The organism is Achromobacter sp. D7-1 (assembly GCF_059760445.1).
In genome coordinates this window covers 32,459-46,030 of the sequence record NZ_JCBAMT010000058.1, presented here as the reverse complement: position 1 = coordinate 46,030, position 13,572 = coordinate 32,459, and the positions used below count along the sequence as shown (strand labels likewise).

The 13,572-nt window shown below is 66.9% G+C and carries 19 protein-coding genes; 9 read left to right on the top strand and 10 right to left on the bottom strand.

The features are described from left to right. Positions 1–9: 9 nt before the first annotated feature. Positions 10–990 carry a phosphonate ABC transporter substrate-binding protein gene (gene phnD, locus AC6LKD_RS22280; protein ID WP_498117470.1) on the bottom strand — a complete coding sequence of 327 codons (981 nt, stop codon included), beginning with the start codon at positions 988–990 and terminating at the stop codon, positions 10–12. Positions 991–1,023: 33 nt separating this feature from the next. After that, positions 1,024–1,860: a phosphonate ABC transporter ATP-binding protein gene (phnC, locus tag AC6LKD_RS22275; protein WP_498117469.1), complete on the bottom strand. Its 837-nt coding sequence runs from the start codon at positions 1,858–1,860 to the stop codon at positions 1,024–1,026. Between the two features lie 197 nt (positions 1,861–2,057). Here phnC and AC6LKD_RS22270 point away from each other — a divergent pair, with 197 nt between their 5' ends. The 5 genes from AC6LKD_RS22270 (at position 2,058) to AC6LKD_RS22250 (ending at position 4,646) form a co-directional block, all read left to right on the top strand. Beyond that, on the top strand, positions 2,058–2,489 hold the full coding sequence (locus AC6LKD_RS22270) for a GFA family protein (protein ID WP_013395700.1): 432 nt from the start codon (positions 2,058–2,060) through the stop codon (positions 2,487–2,489). 53 nt (positions 2,490–2,542) lie between these two features. Continuing rightward, positions 2,543–2,908 (top strand): ArsR/SmtB family transcription factor, encoded by a 366-nt coding sequence (locus tag AC6LKD_RS22265; protein WP_013395701.1) that lies wholly within the window; start codon positions 2,543–2,545, stop codon positions 2,906–2,908. Continuing rightward, a complete protein-coding gene (locus tag AC6LKD_RS22260; RefSeq protein WP_013395702.1) occupies positions 2,901–3,449 on the top strand; it encodes an SRPBCC family protein in 549 nt (182 codons plus the stop codon). Before AC6LKD_RS22265 ends, AC6LKD_RS22260 begins: the two co-directional genes overlap by 8 nt. A 491-nt stretch (positions 3,450–3,940) precedes the next feature. After that, positions 3,941–4,204, top strand: a complete 264-nt coding sequence (infA, locus tag AC6LKD_RS22255; RefSeq protein ID WP_013395703.1) for a translation initiation factor IF-1 — start codon at positions 3,941–3,943, stop codon at positions 4,202–4,204. Positions 4,205–4,358: 154 nt separating this feature from the next. Further along, positions 4,359–4,646, top strand: a complete 288-nt coding sequence (locus AC6LKD_RS22250; RefSeq protein ID WP_013395704.1) for a hypothetical protein — start codon at positions 4,359–4,361, stop codon at positions 4,644–4,646. A gap of 45 nt (positions 4,647–4,691) precedes the next feature. Here the strand turns inward: AC6LKD_RS22250 and AC6LKD_RS22245 are convergent, their stop codons facing one another. From AC6LKD_RS22245 to mog, 3 genes are all read right to left on the bottom strand, one after another. Continuing rightward, positions 4,692–5,558, bottom strand: coding sequence for a peptidoglycan DD-metalloendopeptidase family protein (locus AC6LKD_RS22245; RefSeq protein WP_013395705.1), 867 nt, complete (start codon positions 5,556–5,558; stop codon positions 4,692–4,694). Positions 5,559–5,563: 5 nt separating this feature from the next. Next, positions 5,564–5,902 carry a hypothetical protein gene (locus tag AC6LKD_RS22240; protein WP_013395706.1) on the bottom strand — a complete coding sequence of 113 codons (339 nt, stop codon included), beginning with the start codon at positions 5,900–5,902 and terminating at the stop codon, positions 5,564–5,566. 61 nt (positions 5,903–5,963) lie between these two features. After that, a complete protein-coding gene (gene mog / locus AC6LKD_RS22235) occupies positions 5,964–6,596 on the bottom strand; it encodes a molybdopterin adenylyltransferase (protein ID WP_498117471.1) in 633 nt (210 codons plus the stop codon). A gap of 280 nt (positions 6,597–6,876) precedes the next feature. On the opposite strand from mog, the gene AC6LKD_RS22230 reads away from it, so the two are divergent. The 4 genes from AC6LKD_RS22230 (at position 6,877) to AC6LKD_RS22215 (ending at position 10,472) form a co-directional block, all read left to right on the top strand. Next, complete coding sequence (locus tag AC6LKD_RS22230) at positions 6,877–8,001, top strand: D-alanyl-lipoteichoic acid biosynthesis protein DltD (RefSeq protein WP_498117468.1); 1,125 nt, start codon at positions 6,877–6,879, stop codon at positions 7,999–8,001. 13 nt (positions 8,002–8,014) lie between these two features. After that, positions 8,015–8,140: a hypothetical protein gene (locus AC6LKD_RS22225; protein ID WP_013395709.1), complete on the top strand. Its 126-nt coding sequence runs from the start codon at positions 8,015–8,017 to the stop codon at positions 8,138–8,140. A gap of 104 nt (positions 8,141–8,244) precedes the next feature. Beyond that, the gene (locus tag AC6LKD_RS22220; protein WP_013395710.1) at positions 8,245–9,720 is read left to right on the top strand and encodes an inorganic phosphate transporter; all 1,476 of its coding nucleotides are present in this window, start codon (positions 8,245–8,247) and stop codon (positions 9,718–9,720) included. Between the two features lie 74 nt (positions 9,721–9,794). Beyond that, positions 9,795–10,472: a DsbA family protein gene (locus tag AC6LKD_RS22215; protein ID WP_498117467.1), complete on the top strand. Its 678-nt coding sequence runs from the start codon at positions 9,795–9,797 to the stop codon at positions 10,470–10,472. A gap of 16 nt (positions 10,473–10,488) precedes the next feature. Here AC6LKD_RS22215 and AC6LKD_RS22210 read toward each other — a convergent pair whose 3' ends face one another. The 5 genes from AC6LKD_RS22210 to AC6LKD_RS22190 are packed head-to-tail and all read right to left on the bottom strand — an operon-like array spanning position 10,489 to position 13,524. Further along, a complete protein-coding gene (locus AC6LKD_RS22210; protein WP_498117466.1) occupies positions 10,489–11,103 on the bottom strand; it encodes a glutathione S-transferase family protein in 615 nt (204 codons plus the stop codon). Positions 11,104–11,145: 42 nt separating this feature from the next. Next, positions 11,146–11,493: an AzlD domain-containing protein gene (locus tag AC6LKD_RS22205; protein WP_013395713.1), complete on the bottom strand. Its 348-nt coding sequence runs from the start codon at positions 11,491–11,493 to the stop codon at positions 11,146–11,148. Then, positions 11,490–12,203, bottom strand: coding sequence for an AzlC family ABC transporter permease (locus AC6LKD_RS22200; protein WP_041654252.1), 714 nt, complete (start codon positions 12,201–12,203; stop codon positions 11,490–11,492). The genes AC6LKD_RS22205 and AC6LKD_RS22200 overlap by 4 nt, the downstream gene beginning before the upstream one ends. Before the next feature lie 56 nt (positions 12,204–12,259). Continuing rightward, positions 12,260–12,577, bottom strand: a complete 318-nt coding sequence (locus tag AC6LKD_RS22195) for a chaperone modulator CbpM (protein WP_498117465.1) — start codon at positions 12,575–12,577, stop codon at positions 12,260–12,262. A 2-nt stretch (positions 12,578–12,579) separates the two neighbouring features. Further along, a complete protein-coding gene (locus AC6LKD_RS22190) occupies positions 12,580–13,524 on the bottom strand; it encodes a DnaJ C-terminal domain-containing protein (protein ID WP_492274581.1) in 945 nt (314 codons plus the stop codon). Positions 13,525–13,572: the final 48 nt, after the last annotated feature.

The window sequence follows — 13,572 nt, the reverse complement described above, 5'->3', positions numbered from 1 at the left end:
GTAAGAGACTTATTGCTTGGCGGCGGGCTGGCCCAGGCTGGCCAGCTTGCTGTCCAGTTCGGCCAGCTGCTTCTGCTTTTCGGCCTGGCCCAGCGTGGCGTCGGCTTCGACCTTGGCCTTCTCGCGCGCCAGTTCGATCTGGCGGATCGGCACCAATTGCTGGTTGTCGGAGGGACGGAAGCCCTGGTAGGTCAGCGCCTTCAGGTTGGCCAGTTCGCGCTCGGCGTCCTTGCCCTTGCCGTAGTTGACGAAGAAGTCGCGGATGCGGGCCTTCAGGTCGGCGGGCAGGTCGCTGCGCATGACCAACGGATCCGCCGGGATCAGCGGCGACTTCCACAGCACGCGCACGCTGTCGTTGGCGTCCTTACCCGTGTTCAGGCGATAACGCTCCAGCGCCTCGGTGTTGTTGACGGCCACGTCCACCTGCTTGTTGATGACCGACAGCAGATTGGTTTCGTGGTTGCTGGCGCGCACCGTCTTGAAGAAGGTCTTGGGCTCGATCTTGTTGGCGGCCCACAGGTAATAGCCCGGCACGGCCGTGCCCGAAGTCGAGTTGGGATCGCCCGCGCCGTAGCTCAGCGTGCCGCCGCGCTTGAGCACGTCGTCCAGCGTCTTCAGGTTGCTGTCCTTGTTGACGATCAGCAGCGACCAGTAGCCGGGGTTGCCATCCTTGTCGATGACGGAGGCGAACACTTCGCCCTTGGCGCGGTCCACCGCTTCGATCGCGGACTTGTTGCCGAACCAGCCCATCTGCACCTTGTTGAAGCGCATGCCTTCGATGATGCCGGCGTAGTCGGACGCGAAGAAGGGCTTGACCGGCACGCCGATCGAGCGGCTCAGGTCATCGATGACCGGCTGCCAGACCGACTTCAGGTTGGTGGAAGATTCCGTCGAGATGATGCCGAAGTTCAGGGTCTTGGCGTCTTCGGCGTGGACCTGGGTGGACAGGGCCGCGGCGGCGATCAGGGTGACAAAGGTTCTGCGTAGCATGGAAGGCTCCGGGGATAAACGGGTCGGGAAGAATCAGGCGGCTTGCGCCAATCGGGGCAGCGGCGCCATGCCGGGCATGGCCGGCGCTTGCGGCGCGTATTCGGGAAGCAGCTCGCTCAGTTCGGAGCCGTACAGGTCGCTGAGCATGGACGGCGTCAGGTCCGCGGAAGGACCGTCATAGACCACCTTGCCGTGGCGCAGCGCGACCACCCGCGGGCAGTAGCGCAAGGCCACATCCACCTGGTGCAGCGACACCACCACCGCCACCTTGCGGCTGCGGTTGATCTGGGCCAGCGTGTCCATCACGCGGCGCGAGGATTCCGGGTCGAGCGAGGCGATGGGCTCGTCGGCCAGGATCACGCGGGCGTTCTGTACCAGGGTGCGGGCGATGGCCGCGCGCTGCTGCTGGCCGCCGGACAGCGTCGAAGCGCGTTGAAATGCGTAGTCGTCTATACCAACCTGGGCAAGCGCTTCGAGGCCTTGGCGCACTTCGCCGCGCAGGAACCAGCGCGTCAGGCTGCGCCACAGCGGCACGCGCGGCAGCAGGCCGGTCAGCACATTGGTGATGACCGGCAGGCGGCCCACCAGATTGAATTGCTGGAACACGAAACCGATGCCGGCGCGCGCGGAGCGCACGTCGCGGCTCAGGCGGCCGTCGCGCTGGATCATGCGGCCGTTGACGGCCACGCTTCCCGCATCGCCCGCCACGAAGCCCGACAGGTGACGCAGCAAGGTCGACTTGCCCGAACCCGAGGCGCCCAGCAGGGCAACCATCTCGCCGTCGGCCACTTGCAGGTTCACGCCCTCCAGCGCCTTGGCGCCGGCGTGGAAGCTCTTGCTGAGCCCTAGTACTTCGATGGCGTAAGTCATCGTTGAATCCCCATGGAATGTGTTCATGGCCGCATTCTGTTTTCTCGGCATGACAGCACGATGACCTGGGAATCGATTCATTTGGCGGAAAATAGGGACACCGCAATGATCTGAAAGACGTTCGTCATAAATGGCCGGTTCCAGCCCGGCGCGCCCAGGTATATTGGAAATATTCCCTCACCAGCCTGGCGTTCATCATGATCAAAGGTTCCTGCCTGTGCAGCCGAGTCGCCTACGAGATCAGCGGCCCGCTTACCGACGCCCTCAACTGCCATTGCACGATCTGCCGCAAAGCGCATGGCGCCGCGTTCCGCAGCCGGGCCACGGTCCAGGCCAAGGACTTCGCCTGGACGCGGGGCGAAAACCACGTCACGTGGTATTGCTCGTCCCCTGGCAGCTACCGCGGCTTCTGCGAAGCCTGCGGCACGCCCTTGCTGACCCGTTTCGATCAGACCCCGGACGTCTACGGCTTGCCGCTGGGTCCGCTGGACGATGACCCGGGCATCAAGCCGGCCGCCCATTGTCATGTGGCCAGCAAGGCGCCCTGGTTCGACATCAGCGACGATCTGCCGCAATACCCCGACGCGTATGGCGCGATGGAAGAAGACCATCCGCAAGCGGTTACATAAAAATTCAACCAAGAAGTTGAATTTCTTCGGGAGGGTGGGCTATATTCAACCTTATGGTTGAATCAAATCCCTCCCCCGTCCTCGATGCCGTCTTTCGCGCGCTGGCCGATCCCACGCGCCGCGACATGCTGCGCAGCCTGGCCCAGGGCGAGCAGACCATAGGCGAGCTGGCGGCGCCCCACAGCATGAGTTTCGCGGGCGCCTCCAAGCATGTGCAGGCCCTGGAACGCGCCGGCCTGGTCCGGCGCTCCATCCGCGGCCGCACGCATGTATGCAGCCTCAATCCGGAACCCATGGCCGAGGCCATGCAGTGGCTGCGCTTCTATGAACAATTCTGGTCGGGCAAGCTGGGCGCGCTGGAAGCCGCGCTCATCGCCAGCCGCCCCCCGGCCGCATCTTCTGGAGAACAACATGAGTGATCACGGCGTCGTCCTGGACCCCACCTCCATCCGCTTCACGCGGCTCCTGCCCGCCAGCGTCGACGAGGTCTGGGCCTTTCTCACTGAATCGGAAAAGCGGGGCCTCTGGCTGGCGTCCGGGGACATGGAACTGCGCGAGGGCGGCGGCGTCACGCTGCGCTTCATGCATGCCGACCTGTCCTCGGTGGCCGAGCCCGTGCCCGAGGCCTACAAACCGTATGAAGGCGGCGTCACCACGCAAGGCATCATCACGCGCTGCGAACCGCCGCGGTTGTTGGCGTTCACGTGGGGCGGCTCCCCCGGCCATCCGTCCGAAGTCACGTTCGAGCTGTCGCCCCAAGGCCAGGAGACACGCCTGGTGCTGACGCACCGCAAGCTGTCCTCGCGCGATGGCATGGTGGACGTGGCCGGCGGCTGGCATGTGCATCTGGGCGTGCTCGAAGCCCGGCTGGCCGGCCGCGCTCCAGGCCCGTTCTGGTCCGTTCTCGGCCGGGTGGAAGAAGAATATCGGGAGCGGATCCCGTCCGGCCAGAGTCGTTGAGCAACAACTATCACGGCGCAGTGACAGATAAATACTGGCTAATCACTGCGCTTTGCAGTAACATAAGTCCGTGATTTTTCCGCAAAAACCGGGCTTCGGTCACTCTGCGTGCCAACCTGTACCCCCTGCGGGCATTGCTCCGGGCCAACCCAGGACGTGCCCGGCTTTGCCGGAACAACCCCGCCCCCGCCGGGCGCACCGCCAACCCAACGGTCGCGGGGCCCGGCAGCAACAGATCCATCCCGCTTCTTCCGGCGATTTGCGCAAAACGCGCCGCCGCGACCAAGCCGCGCACCGCGCACACATTACCCTCGCGGCGCGAGTATCCGTCATTTCAGACATCCGCTTCGGATGCCGTGGCCCCTACCCGCGCTTGCCCGGACGTTTTACGTTCAAACCGCTGGATCCGCTAGTCCGGGTCCGACGCGCTTGCCGCCTTGCGCGGCGTGCCTTGCCGCCGGCATGGCTGCGCGTTTTGATAGGAGAAAAGAATGGCTAAAGAAGAACTCATCGAACTGGACGGCATCGTTGACGAAGTGCTGCCCGATAGCCGCTACCGCGTGAAGCTGGACAACGGCATCGAAGTCGGCGCCTACGCCTCCGGCCGCATCCGCAAGCACCGCATCCGCATCCTGGCGGGCGACCGCGTCACCCTGGAAATGTCGCCGTATGACCTGACCAAGGGCCGCATCAACTTCCGCCACAAGGACGAGCGCGGTCCCGCCCCGCAGCGTCCCCAGCAGTTCCGCCGCTAAGCCAGGACCACAGGGCCGGCCCCGCGCCGGCTCCCTTCCTTTCGCGCCAGCCCTAAACCTGGACCGCGAAATGCCGTAATGCGTGGAGCGCCCGTTCATGAAAGAATGGCGCCCTCTGCCAGGCGCAACGCCGGCAGGAAGAGCATGAAGCAAGATGGACCTGACACAAGATCTGCAAGCCGCCGCTGACCAGCTTACCCTTGCGCGAAGAAAATTCGTCAAGGGCGAGGAAGGCCTGCGCCTGCTGCACCAGTCGCGCGAGGCCTTCATCAACAGCCTGCGCAATACCGGCCTGACTTACGCCGACGCCAAGACCAAGTACGACAACTGTCTGGACGACCAGGAAGCCGAGCAGCTCCACGTGCGGCAGCAGATGGACTATGCGGAACGCGTGCACCAGCACGTGCTGCACCTGATCGCGCAGCAGGCCGCCACGGCCTGAAGGCGCGCGGAGCGGCCCCTGCGGCGCCCCCCGCCCCCAGCGGGATCAGGGTTTGAATGCCCCGATGAAGATGGCCGGATCGACGCGCGCGTCGTTCAGGCTGACGTTCCAGTGCAGATGCGGACCGGTCGCGCGGCCGGTCGCCCCCACCTTCCCCACCAGTCCGCCGCGCGGCACCTCGTCGCCGACTTTCACGTCGATGGCCGACATGTGGCAGAACATGCTGACGAAGCCCTGGCCATGGTCCAGGAACACCGTCTTGCCATTGAAGAAGTAATCCCCCACCAGCACCACCACGCCTGCGGCCGGCGCCTTGATCGGCGTGCCCGAGGGCACGGCGAAATCCAGACCCGAGTGCGGATTGCGTTCCTCGCCATTGAAGAAGCGCCGCAGGCCGAACGGGCTGGACAGGCGGCCGCCGTTCACCGGACGGTCCAGCAGCAGGTTGCTGGGCGTGACGCCGGCGCGATAGGCGCGGTTGGCTGCGGCCTGCTCGGCCTGTTCGCGTTCGATGCGCTTCATGTCGTCCGGATCCGGATTGACCTGGCGCGGATTCTTCAGCGTGATGTGCTGGGCCTTGTATTCCTTGGCGCCGACCTTGAATGGCAGCGCGCGCTTGCCTTGCGCGTCCTTGACCTCCGCCTGCTGTTCGCCCGGCTTCACGCTGAGCGGGATGCCGACCACGGCGATCCACTGCTTGCCCTCTTCGCGCACCACCAGCACGCGCCGCCCCAGGAAAGTGACTTCGGGCGCACGCTCGGCGTTGCCCAGGCCGAGGACAGCGACGCCGCCCGGCACCGGAACGTTGAGCTTGCGGCTGATGAAGCCGGCCTGCTGTGCGCGGGCCGGCAGGCCCAGGCAGAGAGCGGCCGCGGCCAAGCCCAGCCGCAGGACGTCGCGACGATGATGCATGGCGTTCACAGGCACAGGTTGGCGGGCTCGATGATGCTCTGGTCGCGGCGCGCGATGCGCGTGGACAGGCGCACGTCGGTCTTGCCCTTCCAGTGTATGGTCGTCAGCACGGCCTCGACCCCCAGGCTGTCTTCCTGGATCAGTTCAAAGCCGTTGCGCACCGCCTTCTGCTGGAAATTGATGCCCAGGTTCTTCCACGATTCCGCCACGCAGGCCGTGTAGTCCTCGGGCGTGCGCTGGGTGGAGCCATAAAAGACCGGATCGCGGTCGCGCACGTCTTTGACGTTGGCGCAGGCCGACAAGGCTGCCAGGACAGTAAGGGACAAAACAGTGCGGACCTTCATGGCGATGGGACTCTCGAGCGGAGGGAGGTGAAAGGGGCGGCCAATATAACGCAGCGCCGGATCAAGCCTGCGGCGCGCGGCGGGCCGATTTGGGACGAAAGGCTGTAATGACTTCCGGCCGGGTCTCGGCGTACGGGCCGCCGATGAGATCGATGCAATAGGGGATGGCGGCGAAGATGCCCGGCACCAGCACGGCGCCGTCCTCGCCCTTCAGCCCTTCCAGCGTTTCACGGATGGATTTCGGCTGGCCGGGCAGGTTCACGATCAAGGCGGCATGGGCGGGCGTTTCCCGGATGACCGCCACCTGGCGCGACAGGATGGCCGTGGGCACGAAGCGCAGGCTGATCTGGCGCATCTGCTCGCCGAAGCCGGGCATTTCCTTGGTGGCGACGGCAAGCGTCGCCTCCGGCGTGACGTCGCGGCGCGCCGGACCGGTGCCGCCGGTGGTCAGGACCAGGTCGCAGCCGCAGCCGTCCACCAGCTCGATCAGCGTCTCCGAGATGCGCGCGGGCTCGTCGGGGATCAGCCGGTCCACCGCCTGCCAGGGCGAGGCCAGGGCACCGCCCAGCCATTCGCGCAGCGCGGGCAGTCCCAGGTCCTGGTACGTGCCGCTGGAGGCGCGGTCGGAAACGGACACCAGGCCCACGATCAGTTCGTCGGGGTGCTTGCGGGCGATACGGGTAGAAGCGGTCATGGGCTGCGCGATCAGGGTAAGGAGCATACGGGCGGCGCGGATGCGGCGGCGGGCGAGGTCAATCATGGAAATCCAGAAGAACCCCGTCACAGCGATGCTATCGCATTCTTTCCCTGCGGGAATCGCGGCGGCAGGCCGCGCACCGGCGCCGGACCCTGTGGCAAAAAGGCGAATCGGCTTTGGCCCCGCTTTCCCGCGCTTGTTCCGGTCATGCCCGCTCGATAACATCCGCTAACAAACTTACCCCTATAGAGAGAGCCCCGCGCGGCATTGGTTCCCCATGTTCAAACGCACACTACGGCAGCATGCGCTGGCGGCGGCGCTGGCTCTGGCGGCGGCGGCTGCCGCCGGGTGGGGCGCCCTGCACGCCCTGGCGCTGAAGACGGAGCCGGTGCCGGCGGCCGCGCCGGGCATCCACATCCCCAACCTGGGCAATACGCTGCAGGAACAGACGCGCAACCTGTCCCGCATGAGCCAGGCCTTGCGCACGGGCGACCGGCTGGTGATCCTGGGTTCGTCCGAGTTGACCAGCAACGACCTGCGTTTCGTGCCCTACCGCTACCTGGCCGACGAATTGCAGATGCCGGTGCTGGCTTACGGCCATTCCGGCTTCCAGTCTCTGGGCATGCAGCTGGTGCTGGCGGCGATGGCCGAGGACCTGTCTCCGGCGTCGCGCGTGGTCGTGATGCTGTCGCCGGGGTGGTTCGACGGCGAGGGCGGGCTGGGGCCGGACGAATTCAAGGAGCACGCCAATCCGCTGCTGCCCCGCCTGCTGCGGCAGCCCGAGGGACGGGCGGAGCTGGTCCGCTGGCTGCAGGCCAAGGGCGATGCGGGCGTCGCCTGGTCGATGGCGGCCGAGCAGGCTTACGTCTTCCGCCAGCGCCTGGTCGATCTGTGGGCGCCCGCCCATGCGGCGCCCGTCCCCGAGCGCGAACGCGAGGGGCCGCCCACGGCCGCCCGGGTGGTCGATTGGGAAGCGCTGGCGGCCCAGGCGCAAGGCGCGGAACAAGCCCTGATGGGCGGCAACCGCTACGCGGTGCGAGACGAGTTCTTCAATAAATACCTGCGCAGCATTCCCGCAGGCGGCAAGACCGCCTATCAGCCGCAGCCGCTGACCGGCCGCGACGAGCTGCGCGAACTGGACGCCCTGATGGCTTTGCTGCGCCAGCGCGGCGTCAATGCCCTCTTTGTCATGCAGCCGCTGCATCCCCTGGTTTTCAAGGATCTGGACCGCTTCGGCCCGGTGCAGCGGGAAGTCGCGGCACTGTGCCAGCGCTACGCCATGCGCTGCATGGATATGTACAGCGCCCCCTTCGAAGTGGGGACGCTGCGCGACGTGCAGCACCTGGGAGAGCTGGGCTGGCTGCGCGTGAACCAGAAGATCGCGGAAGTTTTCTACCCATGAAGGAAGGCCGGCAATGAAACGAACCCTGTGGCTGTGCCTGCTCTATCTGGGCGTCCTGGCGGTGATGCTGATCCAGGCGGATACCGCGGCGAACCTGGGAAAACCGATGGAAATCGAGTTCCAGTATTCGAAATTCTGACCCCGGGCGGGGTCCGCTGCCCGTACTTGGTAGCCGCAAGCAACCAGTGACAGGTCACAAATCTGCAATAATCGGCTCCTCTCGCCGGAACCTCCCCCGCCTCCATGTTCGACCTCTTCCACGGCCTAGACCTCTGGGTTGGCCTCAGCCTTGCGCTGGCCCTGACATTCGTCCTGGCCTTCGAATTCATCAACGGATTCCATGACACGGCGAACGCCGTGGCCACGGTCATCTACACCAAGGCCATGCCGCCGCATCTGGCGGTGGTGCTTTCCGGCATATTCAACTTCCTCGGCGTGCTGCTGGGCGGCGTGGGCGTGGCCTATGCCATCGTGCACCTGCTGCCGGTGGAACTGCTGATCAATGTGGACACGGGCCGCGGGCTGGCCATGGTGTTCGCCATGCTGGCCGCGGCCATCGCCTGGAACCTGGGCACCTGGTACTTCGGCATCCCGGCGTCCAGCTCGCACACGCTGATCGGCTCGATCCTGGGCGTGGGCCTGGCCAATGCGCTGATCACCGACCTGCCGCTGGCGGACGGCGTCAACTGGGGCAAGGCCATCGACATCGGCCTGTCCCTGGTGGTGTCGCCGGTGGCCGGCTTCCTGGTGGCGGGCGGCCTGCTGCTGGCGCTCAAGCGCTGGCTGCCGCTGTCGAAGATGCACAAGACGCCGGAACAGCGCCGCGCCCTCGACAACAAAAAGCATCCGCCGTTCTGGAACCGCCTGGTGCTGGTGCTGTCCGCCATGGGCGTGAGCTTCGTGCACGGCTCCAACGACGGCCAGAAAGGGATCGGCCTGATCATGCTGGTGCTGATCGGCATCGTCCCCGCCAATTTCGTGCTGGACACCAACAGCACCACCTACCAGATCGAACGCACCCGCGACGCCGCCAACCACCTGAACGTGTTCTACCAGCGCAACGAAGCCATGCTGGGCGACTACCTGGCGCTCAAGCGCGTGGACGCGACCACCGAGCTGCCGCGCAACTTCCGCTGCGATCCCGAGCTGACCATGCCGACCATCGCCGCGCTGCAGACCGATCTGCACGGCGTGTCGAATTACGCCGACCTGTCGGCCGAAAAACGCATCTCCGTGCGCCGCTACCTGCTCTGCCTGGACGACACGGCCAAGAAGGTCGCGCGCATCGAAGGCCTGCCCGCGCGCGAACGCGCCGACCTGCAACGCCTGCGCGCCGATCTGACGGCCACCACCGAATACGCCCCCTTCTGGGTGATCGTGGCGGTCGCACTGGCGCTGGGCGCGGGCACCATGGTCGGCTGGCGCCGCGTGGTGCTGACGGTGGGCGAAAAGATCGGCAAGCAGGGCATGACCTATGCACAGGGCATGTCCGCACAGGTGACCGCCATGGGCGCCATCGGCATCGCCAACGTCTTCAGCCTGCCGGTGTCCACCACCCACGTGCTGTCCTCGGGCGTGGCCGGAACGATGATCGCCAACAAGAGCGGCCTGCAAGGCAGCACCGTGCGCAACATCCTGATGGCCTGGGTGCTGACCCTGCCCGCCTCGATGCTGCTGGCCGCCGGCCTGTTCTGGATTGGCGTGCAGATCGCCGGCTGATGGTCTTACGGCCGTGCAGGCAATCTGCACGGCCGATGCAACACTCTGGCTACCCCGCCAGGCTTCCGCCCGGCATGGCCCGCGTCTACCATGACGCCATGGCTACCTCAAATCCCATCCTGCATTACATTTTCGACCCGCTCTGCGGCTGGTGCTACGGCGCCGCGCCGCTGGTGGAAGCGGCTTGCGCCGTGCCCGGCCTGGACATCGCGCTGCACGGGGGCGGCATGATGACGGGCGGCAACCGCCAGCCGGTCACGGACAGGCTGCGCCGCTATGTCATGCCGCATGACGAACGCATCGCCGGCCTGACCGGCCAGCCCTTCGGCGACGACTACTACGACGGCCTGTTGCGCGATGAGGGCGCGGTGTTCGATTCGGAGCCGCCCACCACCGCCATCCTGGCCGCGCAGACGCTGGCCGGGCGCGGACTGGACCTGCTCAAGCGCATCCAGCGCGCCCACTACGTGCAGGGCCTGCGCATCGCCGATCCGGCGGTGCTGGAGTCCCTGGCGGCCGACATCGGCCTGGACCCGGAAGCCTTCCGCGCCGCCTATGCCGCCGCCCAGGGGGCCGAAACCGCCGCGCACATCGCCGCCAGCCGCAGGCTGCTGGCGCAGGTCGGCGGCAGCGGCTTTCCCACCCTGGCGCTGGAACGCGCTGGCGTCTACGAAATGCTGGAGCCCAGCCGCTACCTGGGCCGTCCCGAGGAATGGCAGGCAGACTTGCGCGCGCGCATCGGGCGCGGTTAAAGCCTGCGGCGGCGCCTCAGGCTTCCTCGATGTCCCCGTCGCGCTGCAGCGCGCGGTGCATGGCCGGGCGCCCGCCCAGCCGTTCCGCATAGGCGGTGAACACGGGTGTCTCGGGCATCACCCTCACCTGCATCATGTATTGCAGGGTGCCGCCCAGCACGATATCCACCGCCGAAAACCTGTCTCCCAGGAAAAATGGACGCGCCTGCAAGACCCGGGTCAAAACCTGCTCGACCTCGTCGGCCGACCCCCAGCCCAGCGCGCTGCCCGGGTGCGGCGTCTTGAAGGCGCGTTCGGCCATGGCAGGCTCGAACACGCCGGTGGAATACGCCAGCCAGGTCAGGTAGGGACCGCGCAGCGCGTCGCCCACGACCGGCCCCAGGCCCGCTTGGGGGAACAGATCGGTCAGATAAAGGGCGATGGCCGGCGTTTCGAAGACTGGCACGCCGTCATGCACCAAGGCCGGCACCTTGCGATGCGGATGGATGTCGATGTAGTCCGAGGGCATATGGCCCGCGCCATCGCTGCCGCGGATGGACACCATTTCGGTGTCGTAGGGCACGCCCAGTTCTTCGAGCAGCCAAAGTATCCGGAACGACCGCGAGCGCGGCGCATGATAAAGCGTAAGCATGGTCGGCCTCCGTGGAAGTCCAACCATTTTGCTCCGCGGGCGTTACGCCGCCAAGGCCAGCAACACCCCGTATCCCGCCATGCCCAGCAGCACCGCGACGCCGGCATTGCTGACCAGGCGCGCAGCCACGGCGGTCACGACCAGGCCGCCGACGTAGGGGCCGATATTCGCCGCCTGGTCGCCAGCGGCCAGCAGGTCGGGCACGATCACCGCCGCCGCGATCCCGGCCAGCAGCGACGGCCCCAAGGCGGCCAGCGCCGAACCTTCGCGCGACAGGTGGCGCAGCAGCCGGCTCCGCTCGGACAGCATGAAAGGCAAGGCGCGCGTCAGGTAGGTGATGGCCGCCATGGCGATCACCGCGCCCCAGAAACCCAGTCCGTCGGTGTTCATGCGGACCTCCGCAGGCGATAGGCGGCGCAGCCGATGACCGCGCCGGCCAGGATGGCGAGGCTGGTATGGCCCAGCGCGGCCACGGCGCCGGCGCCGGCCACCGCCGCGATGATGGGCAGGCCCATGCCCCGCTTTGCGCTCTGGCACACCAGGGCCATGAACAGCGCGGGCAGCGCAAAGCGCATCACCTGGGACAGCATGGGGTAGTGGCGCTCCAATCCGTCTCCCGCGTACACGCCGACGGCGGTCCCGGCGATCCAGGTCAGCCAGGCGCCCAGACCCAGCGCGATCATCCAGCGCTGGCGGCCCGCGGGCTCCACGGCCTGCAGGCGGTTGAAGGCCGTGGCGAAGACCTCATCGGTGAGCAGGAACGCAACCTTCAGGCGCTGATTCAGCGCCGCGGGCAGGAAACGCGACAGCAGCGGACCGTACAGCAGATGGCGGGCGTTGAGCAGCGAGCACAGCGCCACCACCCACAGCCACGGGGTGCCGGCCTTGATGGAAGCGAGCAGCAGGAATTGGCTGGCGCCAGCGTAGACCAGCACGGAAATCAGCACCACTTGCAGCGGCGACAAGCCCGCCGCCACGCCGGCGATGCCGAAGGTCACGGCCACCGGGAAGTAGCCGATCATGACGGGCAGGCAAGATTTCAGGCCATCGATGCGGGCGCTGCCCGCAAGAGCGGGCGCGGGGGCAGGAGGTGTCTGCAAGGGTTTTCGCTGGTGTCGTTCCACAACCAGCTAGTTTACCCATCCGCGCACCGCCGTTACTTGTCTTCCAGGCCCAGCGCGCGCAGTTGCGCCTTCAGGCGGCGGACTTCCTGGCTCAGGTCCAGGATCAGCGCCGCCGCGTCCAGGCCCGCGCCATAGTCCCGCAGCAGGCGGCGGGCGTCCAGCGCGCGCTGCAAGTCTGCGCTGTAGAAGCGCCATTCCGCAGGCCCCTGGCCGCTGGCGGTGACGATGCCGACCTCGACCAGGCGCACGACCCAGTCGACTTCCTCGCCGCAGGCGCGGGCCAGATCGTCGGCGGACAGCGGCCGGGACTTGCCCACGACCGTGGCGCTGGTGACGACTATTTTTTTCATGGTCATACCCCCAGGTGGCGCCGCGGATTGAAGGGCAGGTCCTGCTGCAGCTTGCGGTAGGCCTCCTTGGCCGCCTCGCTGTCAGCGGGCGGCAAGACCAGGTCCAGCACCAGGTAGAGATCTCCCGGAGGATCGCCTGGAATGCCGCGGCCGCGCAGGCGCAGCTTGCGGCCGTTGGCGGACCCCGCGGGGATCGAGACTTCGACCGTGCCGCCCGGCGTGGGCGCATGCACGCTGGCGCCCAATGCGGCTTCCCAGGGCGCCACCGGCAGCGTCATGTAGAGATCGCGGCCGTCGGCGCGGTAGCGCGGATGCGGCTTGAAGCGGACTTCCAGATAAAGGTCGCCGTTCTCGCCGCCGCCGTAGCCCGGCATGCCCTGCCCGGCCAGCCGGATGTACTGGCCTTCGCGCACGCCGGGGGGGATGCGCACGCTGAGCGTGCGGGTCTGCATATGGGGGCGGCCCTGCTCGTCCATCTGCATGGAACGCAGGCTGATGTCGCGCGTGGCGCCCTTGAGCGCATCTTCGAGGTCCACCTCGATCGCGGCGTGGTGGTCCTCGCCGCGCGCGCGGAACTCCTGTTGCTGCTGCGTCCCGCCGCGCCGGCTGCGGCCGCCGAACAGCGAGGAGAAGAACTCGCTGAACTGCGCCTCGTCGCCGGGTGCCGCGCCGCGGTGGAATTCGAAGCCTTCGTCCCAGCCGGGCGGCGGCTGGAAGCTGCCCTCGGGCGATACGCCGGCGGCCAGATTGTCGTAGGCCAGGCGCTTTTCCTTGTCGCGCAGCACGTCGTAGGCTTCGTTGACGTCGCGCATGCGCGTCTCGGCGTCGCTTTCCTTGCTGACATCGGGATGGTATTTGCGGGCGAGCTTGCGGTAGGCGCGCCGGATGTCGTCTTCGGAGGCCTCCCGCTCCACCCCTAGAATGCTGTAGTAGTCCTTGAACTCCATGTGCAGCCCTTGGCAAAGCGTTGCGGCCGCCTCCGGTTGCGCCGGATC

Excerpts from the sequence above, each read along its gene's own strand:
- phnD (WP_498117470.1), bottom strand. The coding sequence starts at position 990 with ATGCTACGCAGAACCTTTGTCACCCTGATCGCCGCCGCGGCCCTGTCC.
- phnC (WP_498117469.1), bottom strand. The coding sequence starts at position 1,860 with ATGACTTACGCCATCGAAGTACTAGGGCTCAGCAAGAGCTTCCACGCC.
- AC6LKD_RS22270 (WP_013395700.1), top strand. The coding sequence starts at position 2,058 with ATGATCAAAGGTTCCTGCCTGTGCAGCCGAGTCGCCTACGAGATCAGC.
- AC6LKD_RS22265 (WP_013395701.1), top strand. The coding sequence starts at position 2,543 with ATGGTTGAATCAAATCCCTCCCCCGTCCTCGATGCCGTCTTTCGCGCG.
- AC6LKD_RS22260 (WP_013395702.1), top strand. The coding sequence starts at position 2,901 with ATGAGTGATCACGGCGTCGTCCTGGACCCCACCTCCATCCGCTTCACG.
- infA (WP_013395703.1), top strand. The coding sequence starts at position 3,941 with ATGGCTAAAGAAGAACTCATCGAACTGGACGGCATCGTTGACGAAGTG.
- AC6LKD_RS22250 (WP_013395704.1), top strand. The coding sequence starts at position 4,359 with ATGGACCTGACACAAGATCTGCAAGCCGCCGCTGACCAGCTTACCCTT.
- AC6LKD_RS22245 (WP_013395705.1), bottom strand. The coding sequence starts at position 5,558 with ATGCATCATCGTCGCGACGTCCTGCGGCTGGGCTTGGCCGCGGCCGCT.
- AC6LKD_RS22240 (WP_013395706.1), bottom strand. The coding sequence starts at position 5,902 with ATGAAGGTCCGCACTGTTTTGTCCCTTACTGTCCTGGCAGCCTTGTCG.
- mog (WP_498117471.1), bottom strand. The coding sequence starts at position 6,596 with ATGACCGCTTCTACCCGTATCGCCCGCAAGCACCCCGACGAACTGATC.
- AC6LKD_RS22230 (WP_498117468.1), top strand. The coding sequence starts at position 6,877 with ATGTTCAAACGCACACTACGGCAGCATGCGCTGGCGGCGGCGCTGGCT.
- AC6LKD_RS22225 (WP_013395709.1), top strand. The coding sequence starts at position 8,015 with ATGAAACGAACCCTGTGGCTGTGCCTGCTCTATCTGGGCGTCCTGGCG.
- AC6LKD_RS22220 (WP_013395710.1), top strand. The coding sequence starts at position 8,245 with ATGTTCGACCTCTTCCACGGCCTAGACCTCTGGGTTGGCCTCAGCCTT.
- AC6LKD_RS22215 (WP_498117467.1), top strand. The coding sequence starts at position 9,795 with ATGGCCCGCGTCTACCATGACGCCATGGCTACCTCAAATCCCATCCTG.
- AC6LKD_RS22210 (WP_498117466.1), bottom strand. The coding sequence starts at position 11,103 with ATGCTTACGCTTTATCATGCGCCGCGCTCGCGGTCGTTCCGGATACTT.
- AC6LKD_RS22205 (WP_013395713.1), bottom strand. The coding sequence starts at position 11,493 with ATGAACACCGACGGACTGGGTTTCTGGGGCGCGGTGATCGCCATGGCG.
- AC6LKD_RS22195 (WP_498117465.1), bottom strand. The coding sequence starts at position 12,577 with ATGAAAAAAATAGTCGTCACCAGCGCCACGGTCGTGGGCAAGTCCCGG.
- AC6LKD_RS22190 (WP_492274581.1), bottom strand. The coding sequence starts at position 13,524 with ATGGAGTTCAAGGACTACTACAGCATTCTAGGGGTGGAGCGGGAGGCC.